This window comes from Mycolicibacterium aichiense (assembly GCF_010726245.1).
Classification (GTDB): domain Bacteria; phylum Actinomycetota; class Actinomycetes; order Mycobacteriales; family Mycobacteriaceae; genus Mycobacterium; species Mycobacterium aichiense.
Genome location: NZ_AP022561.1, coordinates 3,234,787 through 3,250,065, shown reverse-complemented (window position 1 = coordinate 3,250,065; position 15,279 = coordinate 3,234,787). Strand labels below are relative to the sequence as shown.

Sequence of the window (15,279 nt, the reverse complement as noted above, 5' to 3'; positions counted from 1 at the left end):
GAAGCGACTCGGGGATCAACCGGCGCCGAGCAAGCTCGCGAAGATGTCCGGGTAGTAGAGGTGAGCCAGGAAGTGCCCGCCGGGTCGCTCGTGCAGGGTCGCGCCGGGAATGCGGCGGGCCAGCTCGGGCGGCCAGGCGTGGTCGACCAGCTCGTCTTGCTGACCGCCCCAGACGTCGGTCGGGACGGAGATCTGCTCGGGAGTGAACCCCCACGGCCGCATCCAGGCCCGGTAGTCCTCGGCGACGCCGCCGGGTCGGCGCAGGGCTTCGGCGGACATCCGGGCGAACTCGTCGTAGCCCTCGTCGCGCAACACGGCGGCATCCGCCGCACCCAGCTGGCCGGCGGCGAGGCGCCCGTATAGCGCGGGCGCCCGTCGCGCGGCCAGCGCCATCGCGGCGAAGCACGGTGTGACCAGCCACGGCGCGCGTTGCGACAGCCGAGTGTAGATCCGGTCGAACGCCGGCAGTCGCGCGAACACTCCGGGCTCGGTCAGCGGCAGCGCCCCGGCGACGATCGCCACCCGCCGCATCCGGTCGGGTAAGGCCCAGGCGAGCGCGGCCGCGTACTGGCCGCCCATCGACCAGCCCATCGCGGCGAATCGCCCGACGCCGAGCTGGTCCATCAGGTCGGCCACGTCGGCGGTCCAGTCCAGGAGCGTGCGGCCGGGCTGTGGGTCGGATCCACCGATTCCAGGCCGATCCGGCGAGATCAGGCGGACGCCGGCGACGCGGGCGGCGGTGTCCGCGGCGGCCACATCCAGCCGGCAGGCCAGTCCGCCGTGGGCGTTGACGACGACATCGCCGTCGGACGCGCCGTACTGCGCGTAACACACCGACCGCCCGTTACGCAGTCGCATGGTGAGGCTCTCGGCAGGTGCGGGCATCGGCGCTCGCTTTCTCTTTGGCCGGATATCAGCCTCGTGGCTCGATTCGGGGATGCATCAACGAATCGACTTGGTGACCTGTGCGAAATTGAACTGCCAGCGTTCGACGATGCGGAAACCGAACCGGTAGGGCACCTGGTAGGCCATCGCCCGACCGAGTCGTGGACCCGCGTGCAGCGCCGGTCCCTGCTCGTGCCGCGGAAGGGACTTGTCGTACTCGGACACTGTCCAGATCGCCGGGCAGCCGGGCATCTCGTCTGCCCACATCCAGACGGCGATGTGGGCGTCCCACAACATGTTTCGTTGGATGCCGGTCGGGCCGCGGCCGTAGTCGCGCAGTTTGGCGAATGCCGCGGGTCGCGCGGCGATCAGCGGCCGGATCGGGCCGGGCTTCCACGCCGTCGAGTTGTCCATCACAAGGCAGTCGCCCGGTGCCGCATACCGGGCGATGACGTCGGCGACCTGGCTGTAGTCCATGCCTTCCTTGGAATAAGGCCCACGTTGAGCCAGATAGTTCGGCGTCGCCGCGACCGCGAACACCACGAGTAGGGCGGTGATCCATGCACGAGAACGGCGGCCGAGCGCCACGATGCACAGCCCCAGGAGAAGAGCCATGGCGGGAGCCGTGAACGACAGGTAGCGCGGGTAGTAGACCGGCTCGCGCAACACCGAATAGCCAAGCACGGCAACGGTGGGCAGCACGATCCACGCCAGAGCGATCACGACCAGACGTCGTGGGCGCCACCCGGCCCGCCGCCACGACACCAGGCCGGCGAGACCTAGCAGCGCGCACAGCACCGCGACAGAAAGTGAACGGTCAAAGTACTGGTCTACCAGGATCATTCCGGTGGTTCGGCCACTCAGCGGCGAGATCCATCCCACCTGGAACAGCTGGCTCTGCGTGAAGATCAGGAACGGGCACGCCGCCGCGCAGACGGCAGCCGCTGCCAGCACCCAGCGCCACCGCGCCGATCTGGATTGAGCCATGGTCGCGACCATCACCGCGTGTACCGGGAGTAACAAGATCGTGAAGACGTTCAACAGCGTGGCGGCGATCGCGGCGACCGCGTATCCAGCCCACCATCTCGGGCGGTTGCGGCGCAGCGCGATCACACACAGCACCGTCAGCCACACTCCGGCGACCATGGTCAATGCGTAGGAACGGGCCTCCATCCCGGCCCACGTGACGCGAGGGAGGATCGCGAAAACCAGACCTGCGGTGACCGCGACCGAGCGGGTCGACAGAAGGCGGCCCAGCACCACGACCCCGGCGGCCGCCACGCCGACGGCCACGGCACTGGACAACCGCGACCAGAACTCGGTCGCGGGGAACACCGCAAACCAACCGTGCATGAGCAGGTAGTAGAAGCCGTGAACGGCGTCGATGTTGCCGAGCATCCGCCATAAGTCGGGTATCGGCCGGGTGGACGCCGAGATCGTGGCGGCCTCGTCAAACCACAGCGATGGGCGCGCCGCCCCGGCGGCGCTGAGCGCAGTGGCGAACACCGCCACCCATACGGCGTCGCGCGGTCGCGCGGGTGCGCCGCGCCGCTGCTCGTCGTCGAGGACCCGCTCGGGTCGAAGGGTGATACTCACGTGGGTCGTCCTGTACCGCGGTCGATGGTGGGCCAAACGTTAACCCGCAGCCCACCAATCCTGTGCAGCGAACTATGGGTCGGGCCGGCAGGAATTCGCGCGGTTTTGAATTGAGTCCATTGGTCATCATTGATGTGGCACCGTCGACAATGACGAATCGGATGCGATGTGGATATGCAATTCCGGCTGCTGTCACACGGCTCACGCAACTGTCGGAGGCGCTATTTTCCCCGGTAGGGTGGCATGGCGCGGCGCGCCGGAATTGCCGCGTGACGTGAATCGCGCCCTTGTGAGGTTCAGGAGCGATAGTGTTCCGGGTGGCTGTGAAATTGGAGACTGGAGGGTACGAATGGGCGGTTACAAGACCGTGGTCGTCGGCACGGACGGCTCGGATTCATCGCTGCGTGCAGTCGACCGGGCGGGTTACCTCGCCTCCGAACCTGGCTCCAAAGTCGTTGTGGCGACCGCCTATTTCCCGGCCAATGAGGACACCCGCGCAGCCGACCTGCTGAAGGACGAGGGCTACAAGATGGCGGGCAATGCCCCCATCTACGCCATCCTGCGCGAGGCACGCGACCGTGCAAAGGCGGCAGGCGCCGCCGAAGTCGAAGAGCGCGCTGTCGTCGGCGCCCCGGTTGACGCCCTGGTGGAGTTGGCCGAAGAGGTCAGCGCCGATCTCCTGATCGTCGGCAACGTCGGCTTGAGCACGATCGCCGGTCGCCTCCTGGGCTCGGTGCCGGCCAACGTCGCACGCCGGTCCAAGTGCGACGTGCTGATCGTTCACACCACCGGTTAGCCGGCTCCGTCGGGACTGCCGCAGACTGGTCTGATGACCTACTGCCGAACCCGACTGTGGGTCGATGGCGTACTGACGGCGGAGGATTTCCCCCTCCAAGAGACCTCAGACCATCTTGGCGAGCGCAACGCGCTGGTCTGGGTGGACATGTGCAATCCGGATCACGACGTGTTGTGCGAGCTTGCCCAAGAGCTCGGCTTCGACCAGCACGCGATCGAGGACACGGTGGCCCATGCCGAGCGCACGAAGGCGACTCGGTATGCGACGCATACGTTTCTGACGGTGTACGCCACTGCGTTGGCCCCGCCGCTGGCCAACGATCTGGAGTCGCGTCTGCTGCTGGCCCGGGTGTCCATTTTCGTGTTGCCCGCGGGGATCGTCACCGTGCGGCACGAGTTGGACGCGCAGAAGCCGGTTTTCGACATCGACGAGGTGGTCCGGCGCTGGGACGAGAACGCCGATCTGCTGAAGATGGGTCCGCCGGCGTTGCTGCACGGCTTGCTCGATGTGATCGTCGATGGACAGTTCGACACCATCCAGCAGCTCGACGACGCGATCGAGGCCCTCGAGGACGGGTTGTTCGACGACAGGGCGGTGACCCGCACGATCCAGCGCTCGACGTACCGGCTTCGTAAAGAGCTCGTGGAGTTGCGCCGGGTCGTGCTGCCCATGCGCGAAGTGATCAACACGATCATGCGCCGCCGTGCCGAGCACGCCGACACCGTCGCGCTCGACAGCTGGTACTCCGATCTCTACGACCACGTCATTCGCGCCGCGGAGTGGACGGAGTCGTTGCGCGACATGATCACCACGGTGTTCGAGACGAATCTGTCGCTGCAGGACGCGCGCCTCAACACGATCATGAAGAAGCTCACCGGTTGGGCAGCGATCATCGCGGTGCCCACCGCGGTCACCGGATGGTACGGACAGAACGTCCCGTATCCGGGCTTTCAGAGTGTGGCCGGGTTGGTGTCCAGCGCGGTGATCATCGTGTTGGTCTCGGGGCTTCTCTACGTCACCTTCAAACGACGCGGCTGGCTCTGAGGAATCAGTCGCGCAGTGCGGTGAACGGTGCGAAGGGCAGGTTGCGCACGACGAACCAGGCCGACACCAGCCCGAGTGCGATGAACGGGGCCCACCGATGGTGTTGCCATCCGGTGAGCTGACGCCCGGTGAGGCGGCCGTAGGTCCAGGTTCCGTACGCAACGGCCAGGAAGCCGAACGCGACCAAGGCCAGCGCGTTGAACCGGATCGCCGCCAGCAGGTCGCCGTGCAGCAGCGAGTAGATCATCCGAAGGGTGCCGCAGCCCGGACAATCAACGCCCAGAAGGGCTTTCGTCGGGCAGACCGGAAAGATGCCACCGGGGGTGGTGGGGTCACCGATCCATATGGCAGTACAAGCGCCCGCCGCGAGCGCACCTACGGCCAGCGGCGGGCCGAGGCGGGCGAGGCGGCCGGTGGCCGCCTGCCCAACCTCTGTCGATGTCACGACGTGGTGGTGTCGACGTCCATGTTCATCACACCGGTGGCGAAGAGGATGCCGTAGATGACGATGATCGCGAACCAGATGACGACGCTCCAGATCACCCACTTCTTGGCGGACGCGGCCGACGCCTGCGCTTCGGCGTACTGGCCCTGCACCCAGAGTCCGTTCACCTGAGCGGCTTTCACGATCGCGACGATGCCGGTGATCGGGAAGCAGAAGATCGTCGCCAGGATGGCGAGTGCCAAGTTGTTCTTCGGCTGGGCCGGGGGTGGGGGATAGCCGGGTGGTTGCTGGGTCATCGACGCCTCCGTATTTTCTGACGTGTTAGCAGGGCAAAGCGGTGCATACGCTACCGGACGAAGTCGCTGCGTAGGGGGCATCTTTCGGGATGTCGCCGAGTGGCATTTCCGCTGCGGACGGCATTTTGCCAACCAGTCACCTCGAGGATTGCCGTTCGATTCTTCAGGCGGTTCCGGGGGTTTAGGCTCGGCACTGGATGGCCCGGCATGCGGAGGAGACCACAATGACGGCGCGATTGCTGAGTGTTGTTGGCGCAGTGAGCCTTTTGCTGGTTGGTGCGGTGGGTTGTTCGAAGGACGACGCCTCCCGCGACGCGACGGCGACATCGACGACCGCAACCACGACGTCTGGGGCGGCAACCACGACGAGTCCAGCGGCCGCCGGGCCCGGCGCGAAGGTCACGATCGACGGTCAGCCCAAGCAGGTCGACGGCCCGGTGGTGTGCTCGATGACGGACGGCAAGTTCTCGATCGCCATCGGGGAGGCGATCACCGGGGTGATCGTCGGTCTCGAACAGGACGCGTCCAAGGTCCGCGTCGTCGGACTCGGCGACGTCAACGGGGTGGTGCTGAACTTCACCGACGGGGTGCCTGGCGACGCGGCCACCGCCACCAAGGACGGCAACACCTACACGATCAAGGGCACCGCCAGCGGATCGGACTCGGCAGGCAACCAGGTCAGCAAGCCGTTCGAGGTCGTTGCGACCTGCCCCTGAGGCGGCTCACCAGCCGCGCTGCTGCCATTCGGCCAAGTGTGGTCGCTCGGCACCCAGCGTGGTGTCGTTGCCGTGCCCGGGGTAGACGACCGTGTCGTCGCCGTACCGGTCGAACAGCTTGTTGTTCACGTCGCCGAGCAGCTGCTCGAACGCTCCGGGCTCCCATGTCTTGCCGACGCCGCCCGGGAACAGGCAGTCCCCGGTGAACAGGTGGGTGGCGGTCCGATCGCCGGCCGGCCGCAACGCCAGCGCCACCGAGCCGGGCGTGTGCCCGCGCAGATGGATCACATCGAAGACGAGGTCGCCGACGGTGATCGTGTCACCGTCGGCCAGATAGCGCTGCGGCGTCACCGGCAGCGGCTCTGCGTCGAGCTCGTGGGCGGCGGTGGGAACCCCGGTCGCCTCGGCAAGCGCTTCGAGCGCCTGCCAGTGGTCGAAGTGCTGGTGGCTGGTCACGATGAGGGTCAACTTCGGCGCCTGTTCGCGCACCAGGTCGACCAGCAGCTCGGCGTCATTGGCGGCGTCGACCAATAAACTTTCCCCGGAGTGGGAACAGGTCACCACATAGGTGTTGTTGTCCATCGGGCCCACGGACATTTTCACGATGGTGGCGCCGGGCACCGTCCTGCGGGCCGCGGTCTGCGGTTCGACGTGTCCGGTGTAGGTGTCGGCGACGACTGTCATGGTCGCCACGTTACTTGTCGGTGGGTCGACATAGCATGGGGAGCGGCGTCCTCTCGCCAACAAACCCGCAGGAAGGGGGGCCGGTGGCTGACCGGCTGATCGTCAAAGGCGCGCGTGAGCACAACTTGCGCGGCATCGACTTGGACCTGCCCCGCGACAGTCTGATCGTCTTCACGGGATTGTCTGGATCGGGCAAGTCCTCGTTGGCGTTTGACACCATTTTCGCCGAGGGGCAGCGCCGCTACGTCGAGTCGCTGTCGGCCTATGCGCGCCAGTTCCTCGGTCAGATGGACAAGCCGGACGTCGACTTCATCGAGGGGCTTTCGCCCGCGGTGTCGATCGACCAGAAGTCCACCAACCGCAACCCGCGCTCCACGGTCGGCACCATCACCGAGGTCTACGACTACCTGCGCCTGCTGTACGCCCGCGCCGGTACCCCGCACTGCCCGGTGTGCGGTGAGCGCATCGCACGGCAGACCCCGCAGCAGATCGTCGACCAGGTGCTCGCCATGGATGAAGGTCTGCGGTTCCAGGTGCTCGCACCGGTGGTGCGCACCCGCAAGGGTGAATTCGTCGACCTCTTCGACAAGCTCAACAGCCAGGGCTACAGCCGGGTCCGAGTCGACGGTGTCGTGCACTCGCTGACCGAACCTCCGAAACTGAAGAAGCAGGAAAAGCACGACATCGAGGTGGTCATCGACCGCCTGACGGTCAAGAGCAGCGCCAAGCAGCGCCTCACCGACTCCGTCGAGACGGCGTTGAATCTGGCCGACGGCATCGTCGTGCTGGAGTTCGTCGACCGCGAAGACGACCACCCCCATCGCGAGCAGCGGTTCTCCGAGAAGCTGGCCTGCCCCAACGGGCATCCGCTGGCCGTCGACGACCTCGAACCGCGGTCGTTCTCCTTCAACTCGCCCTACGGCGCTTGCCCGGAATGCAGCGGCCTGGGCATCCGCAAGGAAGTCGACCCCGAGCTGGTGGTTCCCGACCCGGACCTGACGCTCGCCGACGGTGCGGTGGCACCGTGGGCGATGGGCCACACCGCCGAGTACTTCACCCGGATGATGGCCGGCCTGGGCGAGTCGATGGGCTTCGACGTCAACACCCCGTGGCGCAAGCTTCCGGCCAAGGCGCGCAAGGCGATTCTTGAAGGCTGCGACGAGCAGGTCCACGTTCGCTACAAGAACCGGTACGGACGGACCCGGTCGTATTACGCCGAGTTCGAAGGTGTGATGGCGTTTCTGCACCGGCGGATGGAGCAGACCGAATCCGAGCAGATGAAAGAGCGCTACGACGGGTTCATGCGTGACGTGCCGTGCCCGGAGTGCCAGGGCACCCGGCTCAAGCCGGAAATCCTCGCGGTCACGCTGGCCGCAGGGGAGTACGGCGCGAAGTCGATCGCCGAAGTGTCCGAGCTGTCCATCTCGGATTGCTCGGAGTTCCTCAACGCCCTCACCCTGGGTGCCCGTGAGTCGGCCATCGCCGGCCAGGTACTCAAGGAGGTGCAGTCGAGATTGGGCTTCCTGCTCGACGTCGGGCTGGACTATCTGTCGTTGTCTCGCGCGGCGGGCACCCTGTCCGGCGGTGAGGCCCAGCGCATCCGGCTGGCCACCCAAATCGGGTCGGGTCTGGTCGGCGTGCTCTATGTGCTCGACGAACCGTCCATCGGGCTGCACCAGCGCGACAACCGTCGTCTCATCGAAACCCTCACGCGGCTAAGGGATCTGGGTAACACCCTGATCGTTGTCGAACACGACGAAGACACCATCGCGCATTCTGACTGGGTGGTCGACATCGGACCGGCGGCCGGTGAGCACGGTGGTCAGGTGGTACACAGCGGCCCGTACGCCGATCTGCTGCGTAACCCCAACTCGATCACCGGTGCCTACCTGTCGGGCAAGCAGAGCATCGACGTACCGGCGATCCGCCGCCCGGTGGACCGCCGCAAGCAGATCACCGTCATCGGCGCGCGGGAGCACAACCTGCATGACATCGACGTCGCGTTCCCGCTCGGGGTGCTCACGTCGGTGACGGGCGTGTCCGGCTCCGGGAAGTCCACTTTGGTCAACGACATCCTGGCGACCGTGCTGGCCAACAAGCTCAACGGGGCGCGTCAGGTACCGGGCCGCCACACCAGGATCAACGGGCTGGAACACCTCGACAAGCTGGTCCGGGTCGACCAGTCGCCGATCGGGCGCACCCCGCGCTCCAATCCGGCCACCTACACCGGCGTGTTCGACAAGATCCGCACCCTGTTCGCCGCCACCACCGAAGCGAAGGTGCGCGGCTACCAGCCGGGGCGGTTCTCGTTCAACGTCAAAGGTGGCCGCTGCGAAGCATGTTCGGGCGACGGCACGATCAAGATCGAGATGAACTTCCTGCCCGACGTCTACGTCCCGTGCGAGGTGTGCCACGGCGCGCGCTACAACCGCGAAACCCTCGAGGTGCACTACAAGGGCAAGACGATCTCCGAGGTGCTCGACATGTCCATCGAGGACGCCGCTGAGTTCTTCGAGCCGATCAGCAGTATCCACCGCTATCTGCGCACGCTGGTCGACGTGGGGCTGGGCTATGTCCGGTTGGGACAGCCGGCACCGACGCTGTCCGGCGGTGAGGCGCAGCGCGTCAAGCTCGCCGCCGAACTTCAGAAGCGCTCGACCGGCCGCACCGTCTACATCCTGGACGAGCCGACCACCGGTCTGCACTTCGAGGACATCCGCAAGCTGCTGAAGGTCATCAACGGCCTTGTCGACAAAGGTAATTCGGTGATCGTCATCGAACACAACCTGGACGTCATCAAGACCTCGGACTGGATCATCGACATGGGTCCCGAGGGTGGTTCCGGCGGCGGCACCGTCGTCGCGCAGGGCACTCCGGAAGACGTGGCCGCGGTGCCGAGCAGCTACACCGGCAAGTTCCTCGCCGACGTGCTGCCTGCGGCACCGGCACCCAAGCGGACAACCCGGCGGCGCAAGGTCAGCTAGCCCTGGACCGTCGGGCGGATCGTGATGTCGCCGATCTCGACATCGCGAGGCTGCTCGATGGCGAACGCGATCGCCCGGGCAACCGCCTCGGGCGGCAGGCCGAAACTCTCCATCGCCGCGCGAGCCTGAGCACGCGCTTCGGGGTCTTTGATCGACGAATCCAGTTCGGTGTTGACGTATCCCGGGGAGATCGACGTGGTGCGGATGATGCCGTCGGTGGATTCCTGACGCAACGCCTCCAGCAGGGTGCGCACGGCGTTCTTGGTCGCGGCGTACACGCCCATTTCCGGGACGATCTTCAGCCCGGCGGTCGACACCACGGTCACGAAGTCGCCGTGTCCCTGCCGACGGAACACCGGCAACGCGGCGGCGATGCCGTGCAGGACCCCGCGCAGGTTGACGTCGATCATCGCGTCCCAGCCGTCGACGTCGAGGTCGGCCGTCGGCCCGATTCGCGCGATGCCGGCATTGCCGACGAACACATCGAGACGGCCGTACTCGTCGACGGCCGCCGAGACCAGGCGCTCGACGTCGGCGCGTTGCGTGATGTCGGTTGCGACGGTCAGCGCCGTCCCGCCGGCGTCGCGAATCTCGTCGGCCAATTCGTCGAGCCGGTCCCCGCGGCGGGCACCGAGGACCACGGCGGCACCCTGCCGTGCCAATAGTCGCGCCGTCGCCGCACCGATCCCGCTGCTGGCGCCGGTGATCGCGACGATTTTGCCGGTCAGGATTGATCCGGCTTGTGCATCGACGCGCGGATCTCTTCCAGTCGCTCGGCCGCCGCCCGCTGACGGGACTCGTACTGCTCCTCGACGGTGCGACCTTCGGGCGTCTCGGCGTCCAATTCGGCTGAGCCGAGCGCAGTTCCGTACCGCGTCTCGATCTTCTCCTGCACCGATTCGAAGGTGGGCACCCCGGATTCGTTGTAGCCGGAGTCCAGCGGGGGTTGGGCGACGGATTCGTCGGGCATGACGATCACCGTACTCCGGGCGGCCTCCCGGCGGCAGCGATCGTGACCGGCCCCGGTGGCGGCACCGGCGGGCCCGGTAGCGCGACCGCCGGGATGCCGGGTGTCCCGATCTGGCCGGCCAGCCAGGGCAGGGCGTCGGCAAAGGCACGCGCGGCGAAGGGCCAATCGTGCTTGCCGGGCTGAGCCACCACCGAACAGTTGATGCCATTGGCGGTGCCCAATCCGCACAGGGTGTTCGCCGCCGCGGTTTGGTCGTTCGGATTGGGGTTGGCGTCGCGGCCGCCGAGGCCGCTCGCGCCGGTCTCGATGGTGGTGGGGGTCGCGCGCTGCGCGGACGGGGATCCGGAGATGGCGAACCACCCTGATACGCCTTGGTAGGGGCCGTGTCTGGTGATGACGGTGGCGGGATCGAAGTTCGCGTACGCGGCCGCGTCACCCCCGAACAGCCGGGAGATCGTCTGGGTCCTGGTGCCGGAGTTGGGGGTCAAATCGCCGGCGATGTCCTCGAACGTGCTGAACATGTCCGGGTGCATCGTGGTGAGGTCGACGGCGCAGGTACCGCCCATCGACCAGCCGACCAGGCCCCAGTTCGTGCGGTCGGCACTGACACCGAAATTCGAAAGCAGGAACGGCACAACGTCTTTGGTCAGATGGTCGGCCGCATTGCCCCGCGGGCCGTTGACGCATTCGGTGTCGTTGTTGAAGGCCCCGCCGGAGTCGACGAACACGAACACCGGAGCGTTGCCGTGATGTGCGGCAGCGAAGTCGTCGATCGTCTTGATCGCGTTGCCCGCGCGTAGCCAGTCAGCGGGGGTGTTGAACTCCCCGCCGATCATCATCACCGTCGGCAGCTTCGGCGGCGGGTTGGTGGCGTAGTACGCCGGCGGCAGGTAGACGAGTTCGTCGCGATGCGCGAAATGCGAGGCGTCCGAGGGGATCGTCACCTTCACGACAGTTCCCTTGGCCGGGATGGCGTGTTGCTGCACCATCGCGGTCACCGTCGCGCGGTCGGTCTGGTCGGGCAACGGGCCCGCGGTGACTTGATTCCAGGCGGTCTGCACGGTCGGGAAGTAGCCCACCCAGAGGTTGAGCATCAACGCCGTCGCCAGCCCGCACAGCGGTATCGCGAGCACCGACATCCCACGACGCCACCAGCGCGTGCCGCGCCAGCCGACGACTGCGACCACCACCGCCAGCCCCGTGGCGGCGATCCACACCCACAGCTGCTGCGGGGCGGGGTCACCGGCCAGGCCGTCGTCGGCGATGCTCCATTGGGTGAACCAGGCGGCGGCGATACCGACGATGGCGGCCAGTGGCAGCCAAAGCAGACGCCAGCGCCGGGTGCGCCAGCCCACAGCGAACACCAGGACCAGGCCGGCCACGATCTGCACCGTGAGGGGCAGCCATCCGTGCATCAACGAAATGTGTTGGTGATCAGCCGCGGTCACGTTCTCATGGTGACGACAGTTCCTGGCTGGTCGCTGTGAAGTTCCTTCGGCGGGCTACCTGGGTTTGGCGAGCGGGAAGGGCAGCGTTTCCCTGATGCTGCGTCCGGTGATCAGCATGACCACGCGGTCGACGCCGACTCCGAGGCCACCGGTCGGTGGCATGGCGTATTCCATTGCCTGCAGGAAGTCCTCGTCGAGCTCCATCGCCTCGGCATCGCCGCCGGCGGCCAGCAGCGACTGCTCCTGCAGCCGGCGTCGCTGCTCGACCGGATCGGTCAGCTCGCTGTAGGCGGTGCCCAGTTCGACGCCCCACGCCACCAGGTCCCACCGCTCGGCGACCCCTGGCTTGCTGCGATGCGGACGGGTCAGCGGCGAGACCGAGGTGGGGAAGTCGGTGTAGAACGTCGGTGCTTCGGTGTGTTCCTCCACCAGCCGCTCGTAGAGTTCGAGCACCACCGCCCCGCAGTCCCAGTGGGTCAGGTAGGGGATCCGCGCGGCGTGGCACAACCGGCGCAGGACCTCCAGATCGGTGTGCGCGTCGATCTGTTCGCCGAGGGCCTCGGAGACAGCGTCGTGCACAGTCTTGACCGTCCACGTTCCGGAGATGTCGATCGGCTCGAGCTGGTCGGGGAAGTCCTGCCTCGGCCGCATCACCACCGCGGAGCCGTTGGCGGCGATCGCGGCGTTCTGGATCAGTTCGCGGCAGCCGTCGAGCCACACCCGGTAGTCGGCGTGCGCCTGGTAGGCCTCGAGCAGGGTGAACTCCGGGTTGTGGCTGAAGTCGACGCCCTCGTTGCGGAACGCCCGGCCCAGCTCGAAGACCCGCTCGACGCCACCGACGCACAACCGCTTGAGATACAGCTCAGGGGCGATGCGCAGATAGAGGTCGAGGTCGTATGCGTTGATGTGGGTTTTGAACGGCCGGGCGTTGGCCCCGCCGTGGATCTGCTGCAGGATCGGCGTCTCGACTTCGAGAAAACCCTTGTTGAACAAGGTGTCCCGGATCGAGTGCAGGACGTTGCTGCGCGCGCGGATGAGGTCGCGGGCTTCGGCGTTGATGGCGAGGTCGACGTAGCGCGCGCGGACCCGAGCCTCCGGATCCTGTAGGCCCTTCCACTTGTCCGGCAAGGGACGCAGGCACTTTCCGAGCATGCGCCACTGCGCGACCAGTACCGAGCGGGTGCCGTTCTTGCTGTACCCCATGTGCCCGGTGACCTCGACGAGATCACCGAGGTCGACTGCGGCGAAGTCTTCGGCCGCGCCGTCGAGCGTCGCCTTGTCCAGCAGCAACTGCACATCGCCGGACCAGTCGCGCAGCTGGGCGAACACAACGCCGCCGTAGTCACGCGCACGCAGGATCCGGCCTGCGACGCTGAGGGTGACGTCGTCGGCGGCGTCCAGTGCCTGGGCCACGGTGTGGGTCGGCGGGCTGCCTACCGGGTATGCGTCGATCCCGTTGCGCTGCAACGTTTTCAGTTTCGCCATCCGGACACGAACCTGGTCGGGGAGACGGTCGCGATGCCGGCGCTCGGGGTCGGCGGCAGGCTCGTCGACCGCATCGGGCGCCGTGCCGTCGGCGTGTAGCCGTCCCGACGCGGCCAGGTCCTCGGGGACCGCCGAGTAGTGGCCGGTGTGCTGCTTGGTGCGCCGGGAGAACGGCAGCACCAGAAAGCCTTCGGCAATCACGGACGCGACACCGACCCGCGGTACCAGCCGGGCGTCCTCGTAGCAGGCGTAGCGGGGCACCCACTGTGGTTGATACTTCATATTGGAGCGGTACAAGGTCTCCAGCTGCCACCACTTCGAGAAGAACACCAGCATGGCGCGCCAGAGCCGCGCCACGGGGCCGGCGCCGAGCTGGGCGCCCTGCTCGAACGCGGCGCGGAACATCGCGAAGTTCAGCGAAACACGGTTGACGCCAAGTTCTTCGGCGTTCTGGAGCAGTTCGGTGACCATCAGCTCGATGGTTCCGTTGGGGGACTGAGGCGAGCGGCGCATCAGGTCCAGCGACAGCCCGTTGTTGCCCCACGGCACGAGCGAGAGCATCGCGACGACCTGGCCGGCGCCCGGGTCGCTTTCCTCACTACCCGCGCCCTGCACGGCCTCCACCAACAGGCAGTCACCGTCGGCGCGGTCCCCGAGCCGGCCCAGCGCCATCGAGAAGCCGCGTTCGGTTTCGGTGTCGCGCCAGCCGTCAGCCCGGCTGATCACGTCGGCCATCTCGTCAGGGGAAAAGTCGCGATGCCGCCGGAACCGGACTGTCAGGCCCGCGCGGCGGGCCCGGGTGACGGCTTGGCGCACCGCGCGCATGTCGGACCCGGACAGATGGAACTGGTCGGGATAGAGGATCGCCTCGTCGCCGAGTTGGAGGGCGTTGAGCCCGGCTTCCCGGAAGGCTTGGGCGCCTGTGGAACTGGCCCCCATCACCCCGGGCGCCCAGCCGTACTCCTGGCACAGCGACAGCCATGCCGCGATGGCTTGCGGCCAGGCGCGCGGGTCACCGATCGGGTCCCCGCTGGCCAGGCAGACCCCGACCTCGACGCGGTAGGTGATCGCGGCGCGACCGTTGGCGGCGAACACCACGGACTTGTCGCGGCGGGTGGCGAAGTAGCCGAGCGAATCGTTTTTGCCGTACACCTGCAGCAGTCCCCGGATCGCGGACTCGTCCTCTCCGGTCAACGCGTTCTCGGCGCGCTGGGACTGGAACAGCACGATCGCGGCCACCATCAGCGCCATGGCCCCGAACAGGCCGAGCAGTGCGTTGACGAACGTGTGCGGATGGCCGGTGAAGGATTCGGAGCCGGCGCCGGCGAATGCGCTGACCCGGTTGAGTGCGTAGAGGAATCGGTCTTCGCGAGCCAGCGTGCCGGGGAAGAATTCGAGGAGGGCCCAGCCGATCGCGGTGCCGACGGCCAAGCCGGCCACCAGCGTCGCGGCAGCCTTGACGAGGGCCCCACGGCGGACGCGCGCCCAGAATTCCTTGTAGGCCAGCACCAGCGCGATCGCCGCGGCGATGTGGAACACCAGGCCGATGACTTCGCCGGCGTCCACGGCTGCGGTCTCGTCGCCGGTCAGCAGGTCGGTGATGTTCCACACCGACGCGGCCACCATGTAGAAGATGAGAATCCACCAGGCGATCCGTTTGCGCGCCGCGAGCGCGGCGGCCAGCAGAGCAAGGACGAAGGCCCACGCGAAGCTGGTGTCGGGGAAGTTGAACAGATAGCTGTTGATGAACTCCCGCGGTATCCGAATGACGTGCCGCAGGATCGTCGAGACGCTCGACAGCAGCGACAGGGTCGCGATCACGCCGATGATCCAGCCGGCCGCGGCGGGCACCCAGCGGAACCGTGAAGTTGGCCGGCTCGTGGTGACGGTCATAGTGCCGCCGAGGATATTACTTCGACATACGAATTGT

At 67.0% G+C, this 15,279-nt stretch carries 13 protein-coding genes; 4 read left to right on the top strand and 9 right to left on the bottom strand.

Going from position 1 to position 15,279, the window contains the following annotated elements:
* Window positions 1-15 precede the first annotated feature (15 nt).
* Both G6N32_RS15790 and G6N32_RS15785 read right to left on the bottom strand, forming a co-directional pair.
* Window positions 16-885 carry an alpha/beta fold hydrolase gene (locus tag G6N32_RS15790; RefSeq protein ID WP_115320394.1) on the bottom strand — a complete coding sequence of 290 codons (870 nt, stop codon included), beginning with the start codon at window positions 883-885 and terminating at the stop codon, window positions 16-18.
* 57 nt (window positions 886-942) lie between these two features.
* On the bottom strand, window positions 943-2,481 hold the full coding sequence (locus tag G6N32_RS15785; RefSeq protein WP_115320393.1) for a glycosyltransferase family 39 protein: 1,539 nt from the start codon (window positions 2,479-2,481) through the stop codon (window positions 943-945).
* A 349-nt stretch (window positions 2,482-2,830) separates the two neighbouring features.
* On the opposite strand from G6N32_RS15785, the gene G6N32_RS15780 reads away from it, so the two are divergent.
* Both G6N32_RS15780 and G6N32_RS15775 read left to right on the top strand, forming a co-directional pair.
* Window positions 2,831-3,277 carry a universal stress protein gene (locus G6N32_RS15780; RefSeq protein ID WP_115320392.1) on the top strand — a complete coding sequence of 149 codons (447 nt, stop codon included), beginning with the start codon at window positions 2,831-2,833 and terminating at the stop codon, window positions 3,275-3,277.
* A 33-nt stretch (window positions 3,278-3,310) separates the two neighbouring features.
* Window positions 3,311-4,321 (top strand): magnesium transporter CorA family protein, encoded by a 1,011-nt coding sequence (locus G6N32_RS15775; RefSeq protein WP_115320391.1) that lies wholly within the window; start codon window positions 3,311-3,313, stop codon window positions 4,319-4,321.
* Between the two features lie 4 nt (window positions 4,322-4,325).
* Here G6N32_RS15775 and G6N32_RS15770 read toward each other — a convergent pair whose 3' ends face one another.
* Both G6N32_RS15770 and G6N32_RS15765 read right to left on the bottom strand, forming a co-directional pair.
* A complete protein-coding gene (locus G6N32_RS15770; RefSeq protein WP_115320390.1) occupies window positions 4,326-4,766 on the bottom strand; it encodes a DUF2752 domain-containing protein in 441 nt (146 codons plus the stop codon).
* Window positions 4,763-5,062, bottom strand: a complete 300-nt coding sequence (locus G6N32_RS15765; protein WP_115320389.1) for a CD225/dispanin family protein — start codon at window positions 5,060-5,062, stop codon at window positions 4,763-4,765. The genes G6N32_RS15770 and G6N32_RS15765 overlap by 4 nt, the downstream gene beginning before the upstream one ends.
* Before the next feature lie 257 nt (window positions 5,063-5,319).
* Between G6N32_RS15765 and G6N32_RS15760 the strand changes: the two genes are divergently transcribed.
* The gene (locus G6N32_RS15760) at window positions 5,320-5,778 is read left to right on the top strand and encodes a lipoprotein LpqH (protein ID WP_232077127.1); all 459 of its coding nucleotides are present in this window, start codon (window positions 5,320-5,322) and stop codon (window positions 5,776-5,778) included.
* Window positions 5,779-5,784: 6 nt separating this feature from the next.
* On the opposite strand, the gene G6N32_RS15755 is transcribed toward G6N32_RS15760, so the two are convergent.
* Window positions 5,785-6,462, bottom strand: coding sequence for an MBL fold metallo-hydrolase (locus tag G6N32_RS15755; RefSeq protein WP_115321269.1), 678 nt, complete (start codon window positions 6,460-6,462; stop codon window positions 5,785-5,787).
* Window positions 6,463-6,545: 83 nt separating this feature from the next.
* On the opposite strand from G6N32_RS15755, the gene uvrA reads away from it, so the two are divergent.
* A complete protein-coding gene (uvrA, locus tag G6N32_RS15750) occupies window positions 6,546-9,446 on the top strand; it encodes an excinuclease ABC subunit UvrA (protein WP_115320387.1) in 2,901 nt (966 codons plus the stop codon).
* Here the strand turns inward: uvrA and G6N32_RS15745 are convergent.
* The 4 genes from G6N32_RS15745 to lysX all read right to left on the bottom strand — a co-directional run bounded on the left by G6N32_RS15745 (window position 9,443) and on the right by lysX (window position 15,242).
* Window positions 9,443-10,177 (bottom strand): SDR family oxidoreductase, encoded by a 735-nt coding sequence (locus G6N32_RS15745; protein ID WP_115321267.1) that lies wholly within the window; start codon window positions 10,175-10,177, stop codon window positions 9,443-9,445. The genes uvrA and G6N32_RS15745 overlap by 4 nt on opposite strands.
* Window positions 10,171-10,416 carry a hypothetical protein gene (locus G6N32_RS15740; RefSeq protein WP_115321268.1) on the bottom strand — a complete coding sequence of 82 codons (246 nt, stop codon included), beginning with the start codon at window positions 10,414-10,416 and terminating at the stop codon, window positions 10,171-10,173. Before G6N32_RS15740 ends, G6N32_RS15745 begins: the two co-directional genes overlap by 7 nt.
* A 5-nt stretch (window positions 10,417-10,421) precedes the next feature.
* Window positions 10,422-11,831 carry an alpha/beta hydrolase gene (locus G6N32_RS15735; protein WP_115321266.1) on the bottom strand — a complete coding sequence of 470 codons (1,410 nt, stop codon included), beginning with the start codon at window positions 11,829-11,831 and terminating at the stop codon, window positions 10,422-10,424.
* An 87-nt stretch (window positions 11,832-11,918) separates the two neighbouring features.
* Entirely contained in the window at window positions 11,919-15,242 is a 3,324-nt protein-coding gene (lysX, locus tag G6N32_RS15730; RefSeq protein WP_115320386.1) for a bifunctional lysylphosphatidylglycerol synthetase/lysine--tRNA ligase LysX, read from the bottom strand.
* Between the last annotated feature and the right edge of the window lie 37 nt (window positions 15,243-15,279).